Genomic DNA, 15,641 nt, shown 5'->3' on the forward strand with positions numbered 1-15,641 from the left:
GATCGGCTCAACTTATGAGAAATTGCCTGAATTTGCGTCAGAACCAGCGCGTCATTAGTCGCTGGAGAAAAGCGAGTGCGTCATGACCCTTCAGAATTCGGTCGTCAGTCGCAATCTTCGAAATGTCTCTGGAGGTGTGAGACGAACTTGCAAGTTGGATTCGGAGTTGGAAACGCTGCGAGAAGAGCTTTATCGACGAATAGCGTCCGAACTTCATGATTCAACATGCCAGCATCTGATCGCAGCGAGCCTTGGCGTGATGCAGGTGAGAAACGCGCTGAGAGATCCAGTGAAGGCTGAGGAGCACTGCGAGCAAGTCGACATTTCAATCAATCTCGCCCTGAAGGAATTGCGTTCGCTCACCTATTTGCTCCACCCGCAGAGGCTGTTTGAGGGTGGGCTCAAAACGACAATCGAGCGATACGCGGAAGGTTTCGCAGTTCGAACATCCCTGATGGTCGCGGCCTCGATATCTCCGGCGGTGGACAATTTGCCACCGGAGAAGCAGCAATCGTTGATGAGAATTATCCAAGAGGGGCTGACGAACGTCTATCGTCATGCGAGGGCAACGACAATCGACATAACGATTGAGGCGAGGGAGAGAGAATTCCAGCTCGAAATTCGAGACGACGGGCAAGGCATGACGACCCGCAGTCGTGTGTGCCAATTCCGGTCGCCAGCGCTGGGGACGGGGCTTCGCATCATGCAAGCCAGACTGGAAGAGATGCATGGGCGGCTGGAGATCTTGTCCGCCCCGACAGCGGTGCGTCGAGGAACCACTCTGCGCGCGATCTTTCCGCATGCTTTTGTGGTCGAGCGGAACGGCCGCCGGTGTCCACAGAAGAAAGGCTGTTAACGGCGCCCTCGCGGCTCGTTTGGCTTTTCCCCGCAGCGGATCAGGGAGGTTCATCCCATGAAGCGGATCCTTATAGCTGACGATCATGATGCAGTACGATGTGGGATACGGGCCGTGCTCGAGCAGCGTCCAGGCTGGAATATTGTTGCCGAGGCGGCGGATGGAAGGACGGCGTTTGAGGCGGCTCTTGAAGAGCGGCCCGATGTTGCGATCATCGACTTCTTCATGCCTCGTATGACAGGAGTGGAGGTAACGAGAGGGATTAAAAAGCATCTCAAGGAGACGGAGGTGCTGATTTTTTCCGCGCATGAATCCGAAGTGCTTGCGCATGAGGCGTTTCAAGCTGGCGCCCGCGCATTTCTGGCGAAGTCCGATGCGAACAGGTTGCTGTTGGCAGCCGTCGAGGCCCTCTTGGCACGCAGGCCATTTGTGGGCGGACGATATTGTGTTCAACCGCGCCGGGAGCTGGAGGAAGTAAGTGAAGGACACGCGAGGCTCTCTCCGCGGGAGCGGCTCGTCGTTAAGCTCGTAGCTGAGGGCTATAGCAACAAGAGCATCAGTGCCATCCTGAACTCAAGTGTGAAAACCACGGAAACCCATCGGGCGTCAGCCATGGGGAAACTAGGCGTAAACTCGATCGCCGGACTTGTGCGCTACGCGGTCAGGGCCAAATTGGTCGAACCATGAGCGGCCGGTAGCGAAGCTCTATCCTACCCGATAGGCATAGGGATTAAACCGGAGCGGAATTTCATCCAAGCGACTTCCTCCAGGAGGGCGCTTTGGTCTTTTGATCGCAAGATCTTTTCGGAAGACCGCTACATACTTTTCCGGATCATGCCCTAGACCCATCGCCATCCGCAGCGACGTCGTCCGCGGTGCCACCAGCATACCCAGCGGCGCCGGCGCCGCCGCCGCGGTGGAGGAGGAGGAGATCCCCATCCCGGTCCCCAACCGGGACCAGGGCCCCACTGCACTTCGGTCACCAGGTTCGGTGGCGTTCCGGCCTTTCCGGGAAGGGGGGCGACCGGCATCGCCTGCGCAGCCTCAATGAACCGAACGCCGATGGCGCCGACTGCTGCGGCGGCAATGGCATTCTGCGCAAGACCGAGGAAAGTGCGGCGGGTAGGAGTGTTCATGATCGTGTGCCTTTCTCGTTGCGCAGTCTTCTTGTCAAGCAGCCTTCCGCACGGACTGAAGGGCGTAAAGTGGCCACGCCGCACCATTCGAGATCAGATCGCCCCCAAGCTGAGCTTGGCGGCACTTCCATTGGCTAGCGTGGATGGTAGCCGTGTGCCCGCAACGCCAACATCCGACGAAACCCTGAGTAGCACGATGGGGATACTCCCGGCGCCCTGAATGCCCGTCGGCGGTCGACTTTCCTATTGAGCGCTTTGGTCGATACGTCGGTTCCCAACCGGTGAACCGTGTTTTGCCTTCGTCCGCTCGCGCAGACGCTGGAACGTCACATAGAGCATCGGCACCATGAAGATTCCGATCGAACTTGCGGCGAGCATTCCGGCAAACACCGCGGTCCCGACCGCTCTGCGGCTCTGTTCGGCGGCGCCGGTTGCGATTACGAGCGGCAGGAGGCCGAGAATGAAGGCAACCGAGGTCATCATGACCGCACGGAACCGCATATGCGCGCCGAAGATTGCCGCGTCGGCGAGCGCCATGCCAGCCTCGCGTTGCTCCTTTGCGAACTCGACGATCAGGATGCCATTCTTGGCGGCGAGCGCTATCAGCACCACGAGACCGATCTCGCCGTAGAGATCAAGGGCAAGCCCGGAAAGCTTGATGCCCACGTATGAGCCGAGTACGCCGACGACGATGGACAGCAGCACTGGTATTGGGATCACCGCACTCTCGTAGAGTGCTACCAGGAACAGATAGGCGAACAGGACCGCAAGCATGAGCACGATGCCGGTTTGGCCGGAAGCTTGTTGTTCCTGGTAGGCGGTGCCTGTCCAGGCAAAGCTGTAGCCGGCAGGCAGCACGCTGTCGGAAATCTCCGTCATTGCCGCAAGCGCGGTGCCGGACGATACACCCGGCGCGGGACTGCCGTTCACGGTCACCGAACGATAATTGTTGTAGCGGGTAATCACCTGAGGTCCGGTTACGATCTTGATGCCGGCGAGCGACCTTATCGGCACCATCTGGTCGGCGCTGTTGCGCAAGTAGATCCGCCAGATATCGGAGATATCGGCACGGTCAAACTCCTCGCCCTGCACGTTGACCTGCCAGGTGCGCCCGTAAAGATTGAAGTTGTTGACATAGATACCGCCGAGCGTCGCCTGGAGCGCGGTGAAGATATCGCTGACATTGACCCCGAGCGCCTGAGCCTTGCGGCGATCGATGTCGAGATAGATGGACGGATTGGTCGCAGTGAACGTTGAGAAGACGCGCGCAAGCCTCGGATCGGCGTTGGCAGCGCTGATCAGCGCGCCGGTGACGCTCGACATGGCTGCAGGGCTCTGCCCCTCCAGCGCCTGGAGCTGGTATTCGAACCCGCCCGAGGTGGAGAGGCCGATGATCGGCGGCAGGTTGAATGGCAGCACGTTGGCCTGCTGGATTTGCGAGCCAGCCTCGGAGACGCGTCGGATCAGCGCCTGGGCCGAATCCGCAGCGGCTTTGCGGTCGGCGAACGGCTTCAGGCGTGTGACCACCAACGCACTGTTCGGTTCGGATGCGCCGTCGAGCAATGAAAAGCCGATCACGGAAAGGACGTGATCGACGGCCGGAATTTGTTTCAGGATATCCTCAATTTGCCGCGTCACTTCACCGGTGCGGGCCACGGACGCGCCGTCCGGTAGCTGCACGGAGGTGAAGAAAGCGCCTTGGTCCTCCTCGGGAAGGAACCCCGTCGGCGTGATCAGCGACATACCGAAGATGCCGCCGGCGAAAAGGGCGACGAGCAGGAGCGATAACGCTGCCATGCGCACGAGCCGGCGAACCCCTCCGCTGTAGCGGTCGCGTACCCAGTCAATGCCGCCGAGCACGCGTCCCATGACGCCGCGGCGCGGCCCAGCGTGACGCAGGAAGAGAGCGCAGAGGGCGGGCGAAAGCGTCAGCGCGTTCAGGGCCGAAATCAGCATCGCCGCGCTGATCGTTACCGCGAACTGGCGAAAAAGCACACCGGAAATTCCCGGAATGAAGGCGATTGGCACGAATACGGACAGCAAGACCAGTGTGATCGCGATAATCGGTGCCGTAATCTGCGTCATGGCCTTCTTGCTGGCTTCGATGGGCGAAAGGTCGGGCTCTTCCTCCATCACGCGTTCGACATTCTCCACCACCACAATGGCATCGTCCACGACGATGCCGATGGCGAGCACCATCGCGAGCAGAGATACCGTGTTGGCCGAATAGCCGAGCGTCAGCAGTACGGCGAAAGTGCCGATCAGGCTCACCGGCACTGCAACTGCAGGAATCACGGTGGCGCGGAGACTGCCGAGGAACAGGTAGACGACGATTGCGACCAGCACGAAGGCTTCGCCCAACGTGCGCAAGACTTCCGTGATGGTGTCGCGCACGAAAGTTGTCGAGTCATACTGCACAAGGTAGCCGAGGCCCTCGGGAAACCGCTTCGACAGCCGTTCCATCACATCGTGCACAGCCTGCGCGGTGGTCACGGCATTGGCGCCGGGCGCCAGGTAGATCGCGATCGGCACGGCAGCGCGTCCGTCGATCCGTGCCTCGCTGTCAAGATTTTGCGCACCCATCTCGACGCGTGCCACGTCCTTGACGAGCAGGGAGGAACCGTCGGGATTGGCGCGCAACACGATATTGGCGAATTGATCGACAGTCGCCAGCCTGCCCAAGGTCTGGACGTTGAACTGGAACTGCTGCTCGTCGCTGATCGGCCGCGCGCCGATGCGGCCGACCGGCGCCTGGACGCTTTGCGTCCGGATCGCCGCGATGACATCCGACGGCGTGAGATTGAGGCTGGTGAGCCTTTGCGAGTCGAACCAGATCCGCATCGAGTAGTTCATCTTGGCCAAAAGATTGGCCTGACCGACTCCCGGGGTGCTGGCGATCGCATCAAGCACGTTGATGATGGCATAGTTGGTGATGAAGATCGGGTCCTGCTGATTGTTGGCGCTGTAGAGGACGAGAAACTGCAGGATGGCCGACGAACGCTTCTGCACCGTCAGCCCCTGTTGCTGCACTTCCGTCGGCAGTTGCGAGAGCGCACTCTGCACGCGATTGTTGACATTGACGGTGTTGATATCGGGATTGGTGCCGAGCGCGAATGAAACCGTCAGCGTGTAGCTGCCATCATTGGCGCTGGTCGATTTCATGTATAGCGCGCGGTCGACCCCGATTACCTGTGCTTCCAAGGGTTGGGCGACGCTGGTCTCCACGACTTCCGCGGAAGCGCCAGGAAACCTGCCGGCAACAGTGACTTGCGGCGGCACGATGTCCGGGAACTGAGCCACCGGAATCTGTGTCAGTGCCAGCGCGCCCGCGATCGTGATGATGAGGGCGATCACCATCGCAAGCCGCGGACGATCGATAAAGACGGCGGATATCATGGCTTGTTGTCCGGCGGGTGTGCTCGACCAGAAGCACCATGGTCAGTCTGTGGCGCCGCCTCGTCCGCGCCAGACTTCATGTTCGACTGGATCAGCTGGCTTGCCGGCCCCGGCGCGACGGTCTGGCCCGCGCGAACACGCTGCAGTCCCTCGGCGATCACCTTGTCGCCGGGAACGAGTCCACTGATCACGGATGCGACAGTGGAGGTCGACTGCCCGAGCTGGATGCGGCGCTGCTCGGCCTTGTTGTCCGTGCCGACCGTGAAAACGTAGTCGCCCCGCTGATCGGAGAGCACTGCGGAGCGCGGGATCGCGAGGACCTCAATCGGCTCGCCACCTTCCAGCACGACAGTGACGAACTCGCCATCGGTCAGCTCGTGAACGGTAACGCCCGCCGCCGAAGGGGCTCTCAGAATCGGATTTGCAATCTCACCACGGACAGTGATCGTATCGGTGTTTTGCGCAATCGTATTGTCGACGAAATTCAGCTTCCCCGTCTTACCGTACATGCGACCGTCGGGCAGTCGCAGCCTGATCACCACCGCTTCCAGTCCGCCCCGTGGTCCATAGCGTTCGCGCAGTTGGAGGCCCTCACGCAGCGGCACCGGAAATGTGACATACATGGGATCCTGGCTGACAATCGTGGTCAGCACTCCGGAATTTGGGCTGACGACGTTGCCTTGGGTCACTGCCGTGCGGCCGATCTTGCCATCGATCGCGGCGCTGATCATCGTATAGTCGAGATTGATCTGGGAGGATTGAACCTGTGCCTTTGCAGCTTGCACTTGAGCTTCCAGGCTGAGCTGGCTCGCAAGCGCCGCGTCATAGGTCGATTGTTGTCCGGCCGGACCGCCCAGCAAGGTACGAGCGCGATCGGTTGTCAGTTTGGCATTGTCGAGGGTGGCCTGCAGTTGCGCGACCTGCGCTTGCTTGGCCGCGAGATCGGCTTCGAATGGCGCGCGCTCCAAGAGATAGAGCTGATCGCCCTTCTTGACTTCGGCGCCTTCCGTGAACATCCTCGCTTCGAGAAACCCGGTAACGCGCGCGACAACGTTGACTCGGTTCACCGCTTCGATCCGCCCGAGGAACTCGCTACTCTCCGTTATCGGTCGGGTGGCCGCTTCGATGACGCCGACCGCAGGTGGTGGCGCGTCTGAAGCCGGCTGCGTCCGGCCGGCTTCGCTGGTGACAACCGCAACGACAATCGCTGCCAGCAGTCTGATCGAGACTCCAGCAAAGGACATGTCCGCTCCTTGCTCCATCCCCAGAGCAAACCGCGGGATCAGTGCATCACCATAGCCTCGGTCACTACCGCATGTTCCTGCCACGCGTAACCAAGGCACTCTGCCGGATCTGCTGTCACGGACGGTTATGCCGTGTTCCCGAACTCAGTCGATCGTATCGACCAACACGCGCAAGATGATAGTTGGAACCCGCAGTTCCTCCATCCGAGGAAACCCTGAGCGGCAGAGAGGAACATTCTCCGGCGCATGGCGAGGTGGTCGCATCACGGATGAGTCACCTGCTTCGGCGAGAGTCCAGCGTCAGGTTGGTTACTCCCGCAGCGACGTTTAATCCAATCGCTCGCTCGACGGACACTGGTTGCAGCACGATCGTCCGGCGCGAGCCACCGATCAGGACGTTGACGCCGAAGCCAGGGCCCAATGCAACATTGCCGCTCGCGCCCACATAGCTTCCCCGCAAGGTGCCGGGGCCGATGCGAGAATTCCTGGCGAAAACCGCCCAGGACAACACGCCCCCGCTGGTCGCGCCGACGTCGAGACCGACCCGCCTGATCCGTCCGACATAGACATACTGCCGAGGCGGATTGCTCCCGTAGAATACACAGCGAAGCGATTGCGCCGATCCAACCACCAGTCCAATGCGTGACGTGCTGGAACAAAGCAGCCTCCCGACCCTGAACCTCTCGGCATGCGCGGGCGGCGCAATGGCACAGATCAAGGTGGTCGCGCCGATGGCTGCGAGAAGCAGGTTGTTTCGCATTCGAAGCTCCGTTTGGCTATTCGTCTGCGGAGGTCGCTCTCGGACGATGGTCTCGACTGAGCCAGAACGTGATGCCAAGGCCGATCAGCAATGCGGCGCCAAGCAGGAAGAAAATGACGGATTGCTGCAGCCAGGAGATCGCAGGAACCGCCAGTCCCATCGCAAGGCCGAGGAACGCGATCTGCAGCGAAAGGAGACTGACGCCTGCGAGGAATGTGCCGAGCGCGAGCAATATCAGGAGGATCAGGCTGGTTGCGGGGGTCGGGAGCAGTTGCTGAACGCCCGACAACAGCATGATGTTCATCGTGATCAGGACGGCAACCCAGTGCAGCGCCTGAGTCCAGATCAGTCGCCACCGGGCCTCCTTGCTATCCAATTCTGGCCACTTGTTGATGACACAGACGACGCCGATGGCAAGCGCCAGAAACTCCCAGTAGCGGACGAGAGGTTGATGCGAGGCGTTGGTGTAAGCGACGCCAGCAATGGCGAGCACCAGCGCAACAATATAGGGAAGTTGCTGCCACAGAAAACGAACCACGACGGAACGAGTCTGCGAGGATCCCGTACCATCGTCGTTTCGCTCGACCTCGGTTTCGCTCATGAATCGCTCATTTTCGATTGTCGTTTTGCTTGCGCATGTCGCCAAGGTAATCCTCGACGTAGAATCTGATGACTGCGACCCGGCCGACTGCTACCAGCGGCATGGCGAGCGCGATGCCCAGAACGCCGAACAGTGCGCCCAAAAGCACGATCGCAACCAACGTCCAGGCGGGCGGCGTGTCGACCGCCTGGCGCTGAATCAGCGGACCGATCACATAGCCTTCGATCGATTGAATGACCGTGTAGACGATGACCGCCCAGATCAGCAGTGAAGCGCCAAGCGGCATTGCCACAAGCGCAATCGGGATTGCCGCAACGATGGGCCCAAGATAGGGAATGAAATTCGACAGGCCTGCCTGAAGTCCCAGCACGAAGGGACCGGGAAGTCCGATGAGATAAAGCGCAGCCCACACGCACAGCGTCATCAGAACAATGCGGATGAGCTGTCCGACGAACCAAAACCGCAGAACGCTGCCCATCTCGTCCATCACCGCTCGCATCCGAGGGCGATATGATGGCCTGGCCAGTATCACCAGGCTGTCGCGGTGGCTGGCTGGAGCAAACGCAAAGAGGATCCCGAGAAAGACGATCACGAGCGCTCCGGTCAGGACAGTCGACGCACCGCCAAGGACGAGTTGGGCATGGCGGAGAAAGCGGCCCTGGTCGGAAAACAGCCATTGCGCCAAGTCGCGGCCCCATTCCGGCCCAAGCAGGTCGACGCCGTATGTCAGAAGATGCTGCTGAAGGACGTCAAGCTGACTGTCCATCACACTCAAAAGCAGCCGTGTTTGTTCCGGTAGCTTGGCCGCGCCCCAGATGATGCCAAGTCCCGTCAAGCCGGCAAGCAGCAGAAGCACGAGCGTCAGCCTCAGGGTACGGTTGAGCGGGAGGACAGGCGCCAATGCCCTCGCAGCGGCGTCCAGAAAGGCTGCGAACAGGACACCTGCGAAGACAATCAGGAGGCTGGAGGCGGTCTGCCACACCAGGAAGAGAACGACGCAGGCAACGAGCAACTTAAAGCCTGCCGCAAGAAGACCGCGCCGGTCGTCATCAGCTGGGATCAGTCCAGTGGGTTCGTCGTGGATCACAACCCTGCGAAACCGCTCCTGCCCCGTTCCGGTGTCGTTCATCGGCCGGCCACCTCGAAAAGGGCTAGGATAATCCGCGCCGAGACTTGACGCTAGGTACCAACGCGGCGGCTGCCATAATGGGGATGTCTACCGCCGCGATGACGCCAGTAGCGATGTTTCGTCGGGTTGGTGTTCGTATTGGGCGTCGTGCGGCCCGCCGCGGGGGCGCCGCTATCCTTTGTCGTCAACGCGCCCTTGTCGTTCGACTGGGCCAGAGACGCTGGACCTGGCGCGATCATTGCCGCGAGTCCTCCAAGGATGAGGGCACTGCAGACCGTTGAAATATTCATGCCGAACTCCTCAACAAGTGGCAACGGTGTCAGATCGCGATTGCGCCGCCCGCCAGCGCAAAAATGGCTGTGTATGCGCCAATCGGGATGCCGGCTAACCCTTTAGGGTATGACGTTAGAGGCAGCCTTCCAGAACCAAAATCAGTGATTCTCCGTAGAGAGCAGGGGCGGGAAACCTCATGCGAATTCGCAGCGGGACCTCGTCGTGAAGGGAGCGGCTGCGCCTTGGTCACGTCTGGACGTCGGTTGCCGACCCGGAGCCCGCTGCGAGCACGAAGCCCCGCGGAAAACAATTCACCGGCTTCTGCGAGCTCCACCGCGATGTGCTACGCGTGGAGAATTGCGGGCGCCCCGGTTGGCAAGTTCGCGTCCGGCTGGGCCGCCGGTGTCAGCATGAGAGTACCGCGGAATAGGGTAATCGTCGTTCCGGACTAGGGTAATCATCCGATGCCCTGAGCAGGGCGTGAGGCGTAGCGTGGCCCCGCTGCTCACGCGAGGGGAGATACGCGATGTCAAACTATGATCAAAATCTGGCGGCCTCCGGGGCCGGCAACACGGCGCTCGCAATCGACGCCGGTCTGCGCAGCTACATGTTGCGCATCTATAACCATATGGCCGCCGGCGTCGCTCTGACGGCGCTCGTCGCTTGGCTGACTTACCAGGTCACCGGTCCGGCACTGCTGCAGAATCCACTGATGTGGGTATTCATCCTGGCGCCTCTGGCACTGGTGTTCTTCATCAGCGCTCGCATCAACACCCTTTCGGTGACAACCGCGCGGGGGCTGTTCTTCCTTTATGCTGCCTTGGTGGGTGTGTCGCTTTCGATCCTGTTCCACATCTACACCAATTCCTCCATTACGCGCGTGTTCGTCATTACGGCCGCGACGTTCGGCGCGCTCAGTCTTTTTGGCTACACCACCAGGCGCGACCTTTCCGGATTGGGTACCTTCCTGTTCATGGGGCTGATCGGCATCATCATCGCAAGCCTGGTCAATCTCTTCCTGAGGTCGACGGGGCTCGATTGGCTGATTTCGGTCGTGGGTGTCGGCGTCTTTGCCGGCCTGACCGCTTACGACACGCAGCGGATCAAGGCGATGTACAACAGCACGGATGATGAACTCTCCGCGGGTCGCAAGTCGGTGATCGCCGCCTTATCGCTCTACCTCAACTTCATCAACCTGTTCATGATGCTGCTGCGCCTCGCTGGGGGGCGGCGCTAACCCGGATTTAGATTCTGGTTCGGTTCTCTCGGGAGGGCGAGGCGGAGCTTTGATAACGCGAGGAGCTAAAGCGCGAAGCGATTCAACCTAACCTGATCGCGCTTTAGGGACCCGACGTATCAGCCGAATGTCCGGTCTAGGCTGCGGGCTTCGCCGCTGCCTTCGCGAGCGCATCGCGCAGGACTTTTTCTTTTTCGTCATCGAGGGATGTTTTCAGCACGGTGCCGCCGGCGTCCTGAATTTCCCTGAGCACCTTGTCTGCGGTCATGTTCTTGACCAGGATGAACAAGGCGGCGTTGCCGGGCTGGATGCTCGTTGCCAAGCCCTTCATGAAGGAATCGTCGATGCCAAAATCGGTGAGCGCACCGCCAAGCGCACCCGAGGCGGCGCCCAGCGCGACACCCACGATCGGGTTGAGGAATAACACGCCAATCAGGAGCCCCCAGAAGCTTCCCGAGACCGCGCCCATCGCGGTCGTATTGACAAGCTGATTCAGCTTGATGTCGCCTGAATCGGTTTTGACGGCGATTACGGCATCACTTAGCGTTATCAAATATTCCTTCTGCAGGCCGAGAAGACGTTGGCGCACCTCTTCCGCCTTGGCTTCAGACGGATACACGATCGCTATGAGATCAGACATGAAAGGCCTCCTGCTCCACGATGCTGCCATCGACCGGGACCGAAGGGCGCTGGCGCGTTGTGGTTGAGGCTATCCGGCAAGCCGCGGTCGCGGCATCAGAGAAAACCCTCGGGCGCTCGGATGAATGTTCCCGCGCGGCGATCTCTGTGCTTTTTTCAGGTTACATATCACGGGCTTGCGAGCATAGATGCTGCGAACAACGCCGCCAGCGATAGGAGGCAGATGCATGCCGTGGGCCATTGACGAAGAACGTCATCGCATCTTCCGATGAGATCGCTCGGGGCAAGGGCTGCGCGACGGACCGGGTCGATCGCCTCCAGAAATGCCTTCCAGCGCGATAGATGTTCGGGCGGAAGCTCCCAGCGGCCCAGCAAGATCGCAACCATTGCGCCTCCCAGGAGCGGGAGGAGCGCTTTGGAAAGTGCCGCAAAGCCAAGCTTGTCCGAACCGCCGCCGAGCGGAATCGGCAGATAGGCCTCCCACGGCAGAAAGCCGAGCAATAGCGAGCACAGCGCCAGCGCAAGGGCTGCGACCTCTTGAATCCGCGGTGCGGCGCTGCCCGAGGTAGTTTGCCTGCCTGCAGGCACCATCGCATGTGCCAGCACCAGCACAACATAGGCTCCCGTGAAAATTCCGCCTGCGTGAAGCACCACAGCCCACCACCATTGTCCTTGCTCGGCTGCCGCCTGAAGCAGCAGCTCCTTGGCGAGGTACGCACCGCCCGGCGGCAGGCCCATCAGTGCAAGACCGCTTAGCGCGAAAGCGAGTACGCTGATGGGCAGTATCCGCCCGACGCCGCCCAACCCCGAGATGCGATCCTGACCAAGCGTTGCATAGATCGACCCGGCCGCCATGAACATCGCAGCCTTTGCGGTGGCGTGGGAGACGGCTTGCAACAGGCCGCCCGCCAATGCGCCTCCACTCTCAAGCTTTCCGGAGCTACCGAACGCAAGCGGAAACATCAGGAACAGATACCCGATCTGGGCGAGCGTCGAATATGCGATCAGGAGTTTCAACCGTTGCTGGCGCAGGGCTACAACGCTGCCGAGCACGATCGCCGCCGCGCCAAGCACGGCGAGCAATTGCGTGGCAGCGAAACCGGGCAGGCCAGGCATGACGTTGAACCAGAGCCGGACGACTATGAAGAAGGATCCCTTCACGACCAGGCCGGATAGGATCGCGCTGGCCGCCGACGGTGCCCCCGCGTGAGCGGGCGGAAGCCAAAGGTGCAGCGGGAAAAGTGCCGTCTTGGCGAGAAGACCCGCTGTCATCAAGGCAGCTGCAGCCAGCGCGGCAGGCTGTGCGCTGACGCGATGCGACAACAGCACGATGTCGAGTGTGCCATGCAGGCCATAGAGCAGCGCCGTGCCCAGCAGATAGAGCACGGAGCCGAGCAATGCAAAGAGCAGATATTGCATCGCGGCCCACAGCGTGTCCGCACGGCCCTCAAGCGAGACCAACGGCACTGCGGCAAACGTCAGCAACTCGAGGGCGACATAAAGGGTAAAGAGATCTCCACCCAGGAAGATCGTATTGAGCGCCCCCCAGATCGCCAGTAGCAAGATCCAGAACGCAAATGACGCGCGGGTTTTGGTCGCGGTGGGGGGAAAATCAGCGGCGGCAAAAGCGGCGACCGCGCAGATCACGGCTGCAGTCGCCGCGAGCATCACCGCCGACAATCCGTCCGCGCGCAGCGCTATTCCCAACGGTGGCGACCAGGTGCCCAGCAGGTAGACGATGGGGCCCTTGCTCTGCGGCAGTGCGACGAGAATAGCCAGGGTAATGGCCGATCCAAGCAGGATAGCCACGTATGCGACGAGTCTGACGTATCGGTCGCCCAGAACGAATGCCACCAAAACGCCTGCGACCGGGACGACGATCGAGAGCACCAGCAGGGATCCCCCTGGTGAGGATGTCATCGCGTCCAGCGCCGGGGCAGGGGACAGCATCAGCCACCGGGCGGATCGGAGGCGGCGCTCGGCTGCACGCCAGTCTTCAGTGTTGTGGAGCCGGTCGTCTGCGATAGCCGCAGCAGGAGCGCGATCGCCAGAGCCGTTGCGGAAAACGCGACCACGACGCCGGTAATCACCAAGGCCTGCGGCACAGGGTCATTGCCCATGCCCGCTGCCGCACCGCGTCGCCCGATGATACCGAACAGGAGGAATACACCGCTGCCCATCAAATTGAAGGCGATGATCTTCCGGAGCGGTTGCGGATTCGTGATCAGGCCGTAAAGGCCCAGTCCAACCATGGTAGCGGCACAAATTCCGAAGACCGTCACAGCGCTCATCACTTCACGCTCCGTTCCGGTGCGCCGGCGATCAGCAGGCCGAGGGTTACCGCGATCGTCAAGATCATCGCGACTTCAATGCCGAGTATCAGCGGCTTGGCCTGCGCCGGCGGATAAGCAAGGAATGCGGCACCAAGCCAGAGTCCCGCGAGGCCGACGACAAGAAATAGGCCGGGTCCCGCGACGAGAACCAGTCGCCACCTTCGACTGCTTACGGGTGGCGTGTCGGTCAACCCGGCCATGATGGTAAGCAGCCACATGGATGCGAGAATCGCGCCGCCCTGAAAGGCCCCGCCGGGGTGGTTGGCGCCGGTCCAGAGGATATAGATCCCGACGACGATACCGACGGGTGGCAGCAAGCGCGCCAGAAAAACCAGAACGCCATGTGGATCGGCCCGATGGCGCGGTCCCGGATGGCCGCCCCAGGCACCATCCGTTGCAAGCGACCAAACGCCGACGATGGCGAGCAAGAGCACGACTTTCTCAAGCATGGTGTCCATCGCGCGGAACGCCATGAGCACGTTGGTGACGGGGTTGGTCATACCTGTGGCCCACGCATGCTCAACAACTGTCGGGGCAAGGGTCGGTGCTGGATCGGGCAGCAGCAGGACTGCGCCGGCCAGCGCCGCGCCGGTCAGCGCAGCCAATACCGCCGCGGCCACTTGCGTCGCCTTGCCCGGCGCTTCCGTCAACACCAGCTCGGTGTTCCGTAATCGTGCCGCGGCTCCCAACAGCAATACGCCGCCCAACCCTCCGCCGATCGCGGCCTCCGTCAGCGCAACGTCGACAGCGTCGAGGCGCACCCAGACCAGTGCCACCAGCAGTCCATAAGCAACGAAACCAACCGTCGCCGAATAGGTCTCGCGCACTGCCGTTGTCCATATGCCGAGGCCCAGCACTACCGCGGCGAGCACGATCTCGAAGGCGGTCGCGACGCTCATTTTGCTGTCTCGTCTTGTCGTGCATTGCGCGCGATCAGCTGCGAGACAGTCGCGCCCGCAAGCATTACGAGCAGCCAGATGCTGACCAACTTCAACCCGTCGCGCAGGCTGCCTGCCTGCGGGAGCAACCCGACCACGATCAGACCCAAGCCGAGATTGTCCGCTTTAGTAAGCGCGTGCAGTCGGGTCAGCGTGTCGGGAAAGCGAAGCAGGCCGACGGTGCCTGCCAGGAAAAAGAACGCGCCTGCCGAGACCGCTGCAATCGTCATGATGTCGCGTACGAGGCTCATTCTTCCCCCGTTGGTTCGGTGCCATTGGCCTCGAGGCTGGAAAGCCCCTTCTTGACGAAGGCGATGGAGGCGAACGTGGCGAGAAGTGCCAAGGTCAGGGCGACATCGACTGCCGCGGGTACGCGGGCCACAGTGCCGAGCAAGAGCAGCACGGCAATACCTCCGGTCCCGATCAACTGTGCCGCCATCATACGGTCGGTGTCTCCCGGACCACGCAGAATCGATACCAGCCCCAGCGCCAGCATCGCCAGGACGAAGCCTACAGCGGCTGTCAGGAAATCATTCATTGTAGAGCGCTCGTACCAATGCCGCTTCCTCGGCAGCGAGCTCAGCCAGTACCGGCTGTTCGATGTCGAGGCAGTGATAGAAAAGCTGCCCGTCCCGCTCTCCGGTTGGAACCGTGCCCGGCAGCAGGCTGGTGAGCGTCGTGAACACGTTGCGGCGCAGCCCTCGTGGAAGACGGGTTGGGTAGGCCACGAATCCCGGGCGCAGCGGTAGCCGGGGGTCGAGTGCGCGCCTCGCAACGTCCGCTCCGGCGACGATGGAGTGCACCAGGAAGAAGAATACCAGTTGGAGGATGGCACGAAGCGAGCGCCGCGAGGTGCTCGGCTCCAGCAGACGCAAGCTCGTCCACGTCGCCGCGACGACAGCTGCCGTTGCGGCAGGAATATCTCCGATGTCAGCGCCAGCTAGCACGAGCCAGAGGCAACTGAACCATGCCGCTCGCGAAGCAGCGCTTAGCCACCATCTTCCGGCCATGATGCCTGCGGTCACGTTTCGTCTTCCTGAACTCATCCTGAAATTCTTCGATCGAATTGGAGTGTGCCGCCAGGCTTTGCGGTGCCTCG

At 61.2% G+C, this 15,641-nt stretch carries 16 protein-coding genes; 3 read left to right on the forward strand and 13 right to left on the reverse strand.

The window, feature by feature from the left end; all coding sequences use genetic code 11:
• Window positions 1-166: 166 nt before the first annotated feature.
• Both A3AI_RS0104275 and A3AI_RS0104280 read left to right on the forward strand, forming a co-directional pair.
• The gene (locus A3AI_RS0104275; protein WP_198030058.1) at window positions 167-856 is read left to right on the forward strand and encodes a sensor histidine kinase; all 690 of its coding nucleotides are present in this window, start codon (window positions 167-169) and stop codon (window positions 854-856) included.
• A gap of 57 nt (window positions 857-913) precedes the next feature.
• A complete protein-coding gene (locus A3AI_RS0104280; RefSeq protein ID WP_024514380.1) occupies window positions 914-1,543 on the forward strand; it encodes a response regulator in 630 nt (209 codons plus the stop codon).
• A gap of 692 nt (window positions 1,544-2,235) precedes the next feature.
• Here the strand turns inward: A3AI_RS0104280 and A3AI_RS0104285 are convergent.
• From A3AI_RS0104285 to A3AI_RS46000, 6 genes are all read right to left on the reverse strand, one after another.
• Complete coding sequence (locus A3AI_RS0104285) at window positions 2,236-5,388, reverse strand: efflux RND transporter permease subunit (protein WP_024514381.1); 3,153 nt, start codon at window positions 5,386-5,388, stop codon at window positions 2,236-2,238.
• Complete coding sequence (locus tag A3AI_RS0104290; protein ID WP_024514382.1) at window positions 5,385-6,632, reverse strand: efflux RND transporter periplasmic adaptor subunit; 1,248 nt, start codon at window positions 6,630-6,632, stop codon at window positions 5,385-5,387. The genes A3AI_RS0104285 and A3AI_RS0104290 overlap by 4 nt, the downstream gene beginning before the upstream one ends.
• A 274-nt stretch (window positions 6,633-6,906) precedes the next feature.
• Window positions 6,907-7,392 carry a DUF992 domain-containing protein gene (locus A3AI_RS0104295; RefSeq protein WP_024514383.1) on the reverse strand — a complete coding sequence of 162 codons (486 nt, stop codon included), beginning with the start codon at window positions 7,390-7,392 and terminating at the stop codon, window positions 6,907-6,909.
• A gap of 16 nt (window positions 7,393-7,408) precedes the next feature.
• The gene (locus tag A3AI_RS0104300; protein WP_024514384.1) at window positions 7,409-7,993 is read right to left on the reverse strand and encodes a hypothetical protein; all 585 of its coding nucleotides are present in this window, start codon (window positions 7,991-7,993) and stop codon (window positions 7,409-7,411) included.
• Window positions 7,994-8,000: 7 nt separating this feature from the next.
• Window positions 8,001-9,122 (reverse strand): AI-2E family transporter, encoded by a 1,122-nt coding sequence (locus tag A3AI_RS0104305; RefSeq protein ID WP_024514385.1) that lies wholly within the window; start codon window positions 9,120-9,122, stop codon window positions 8,001-8,003.
• Between the two features lie 50 nt (window positions 9,123-9,172).
• Complete coding sequence (locus A3AI_RS46000) at window positions 9,173-9,412, reverse strand: hypothetical protein (protein WP_084800829.1); 240 nt, start codon at window positions 9,410-9,412, stop codon at window positions 9,173-9,175.
• 509 nt (window positions 9,413-9,921) lie between these two features.
• Between A3AI_RS46000 and A3AI_RS0104310 the strand changes: the two genes are divergently transcribed.
• Complete coding sequence (locus A3AI_RS0104310; protein WP_024514386.1) at window positions 9,922-10,632, forward strand: Bax inhibitor-1/YccA family protein; 711 nt, start codon at window positions 9,922-9,924, stop codon at window positions 10,630-10,632.
• Window positions 10,633-10,768: 136 nt separating this feature from the next.
• Here A3AI_RS0104310 and A3AI_RS0104315 read toward each other — a convergent pair whose 3' ends face one another.
• The 7 genes from A3AI_RS0104315 to A3AI_RS0104345 form a co-directional block, all read right to left on the reverse strand.
• The gene (locus A3AI_RS0104315) at window positions 10,769-11,272 is read right to left on the reverse strand and encodes a DUF1269 domain-containing protein (RefSeq protein ID WP_024514387.1); all 504 of its coding nucleotides are present in this window, start codon (window positions 11,270-11,272) and stop codon (window positions 10,769-10,771) included.
• A gap of 167 nt (window positions 11,273-11,439) precedes the next feature.
• The gene (locus A3AI_RS0104320; RefSeq protein ID WP_024514388.1) at window positions 11,440-13,221 is read right to left on the reverse strand and encodes a complex I subunit 5 family protein; all 1,782 of its coding nucleotides are present in this window, start codon (window positions 13,219-13,221) and stop codon (window positions 11,440-11,442) included.
• Window positions 13,221-13,562, reverse strand: coding sequence for an NADH-quinone oxidoreductase subunit K (locus A3AI_RS0104325; RefSeq protein ID WP_024514389.1), 342 nt, complete (start codon window positions 13,560-13,562; stop codon window positions 13,221-13,223). The genes A3AI_RS0104320 and A3AI_RS0104325 overlap by 1 nt, the downstream gene beginning before the upstream one ends.
• On the reverse strand, window positions 13,562-14,503 hold the full coding sequence (mbhE, locus tag A3AI_RS0104330) for a hydrogen gas-evolving membrane-bound hydrogenase subunit E (RefSeq protein ID WP_024514390.1): 942 nt from the start codon (window positions 14,501-14,503) through the stop codon (window positions 13,562-13,564). The genes A3AI_RS0104325 and mbhE overlap by 1 nt, the downstream gene beginning before the upstream one ends.
• Window positions 14,500-14,793 carry a cation:proton antiporter gene (locus A3AI_RS0104335; protein WP_024514391.1) on the reverse strand — a complete coding sequence of 98 codons (294 nt, stop codon included), beginning with the start codon at window positions 14,791-14,793 and terminating at the stop codon, window positions 14,500-14,502. Before A3AI_RS0104335 ends, mbhE begins: the two co-directional genes overlap by 4 nt.
• The gene (locus tag A3AI_RS0104340; protein ID WP_024514392.1) at window positions 14,790-15,080 is read right to left on the reverse strand and encodes an MrpF/PhaF family protein; all 291 of its coding nucleotides are present in this window, start codon (window positions 15,078-15,080) and stop codon (window positions 14,790-14,792) included. The genes A3AI_RS0104335 and A3AI_RS0104340 overlap by 4 nt, the downstream gene beginning before the upstream one ends.
• Entirely contained in the window at window positions 15,073-15,567 is a 495-nt protein-coding gene (locus tag A3AI_RS0104345; protein WP_245286828.1) for a Na+/H+ antiporter subunit E, read from the reverse strand. The genes A3AI_RS0104340 and A3AI_RS0104345 overlap by 8 nt, the downstream gene beginning before the upstream one ends.
• Between the last annotated feature and the right edge of the window lie 74 nt (window positions 15,568-15,641).

The organism is Bradyrhizobium sp. Tv2a-2 (genome assembly GCF_000472425.1).
In the GTDB taxonomy this organism is placed as follows: domain Bacteria; phylum Pseudomonadota; class Alphaproteobacteria; order Rhizobiales; family Xanthobacteraceae; genus Bradyrhizobium.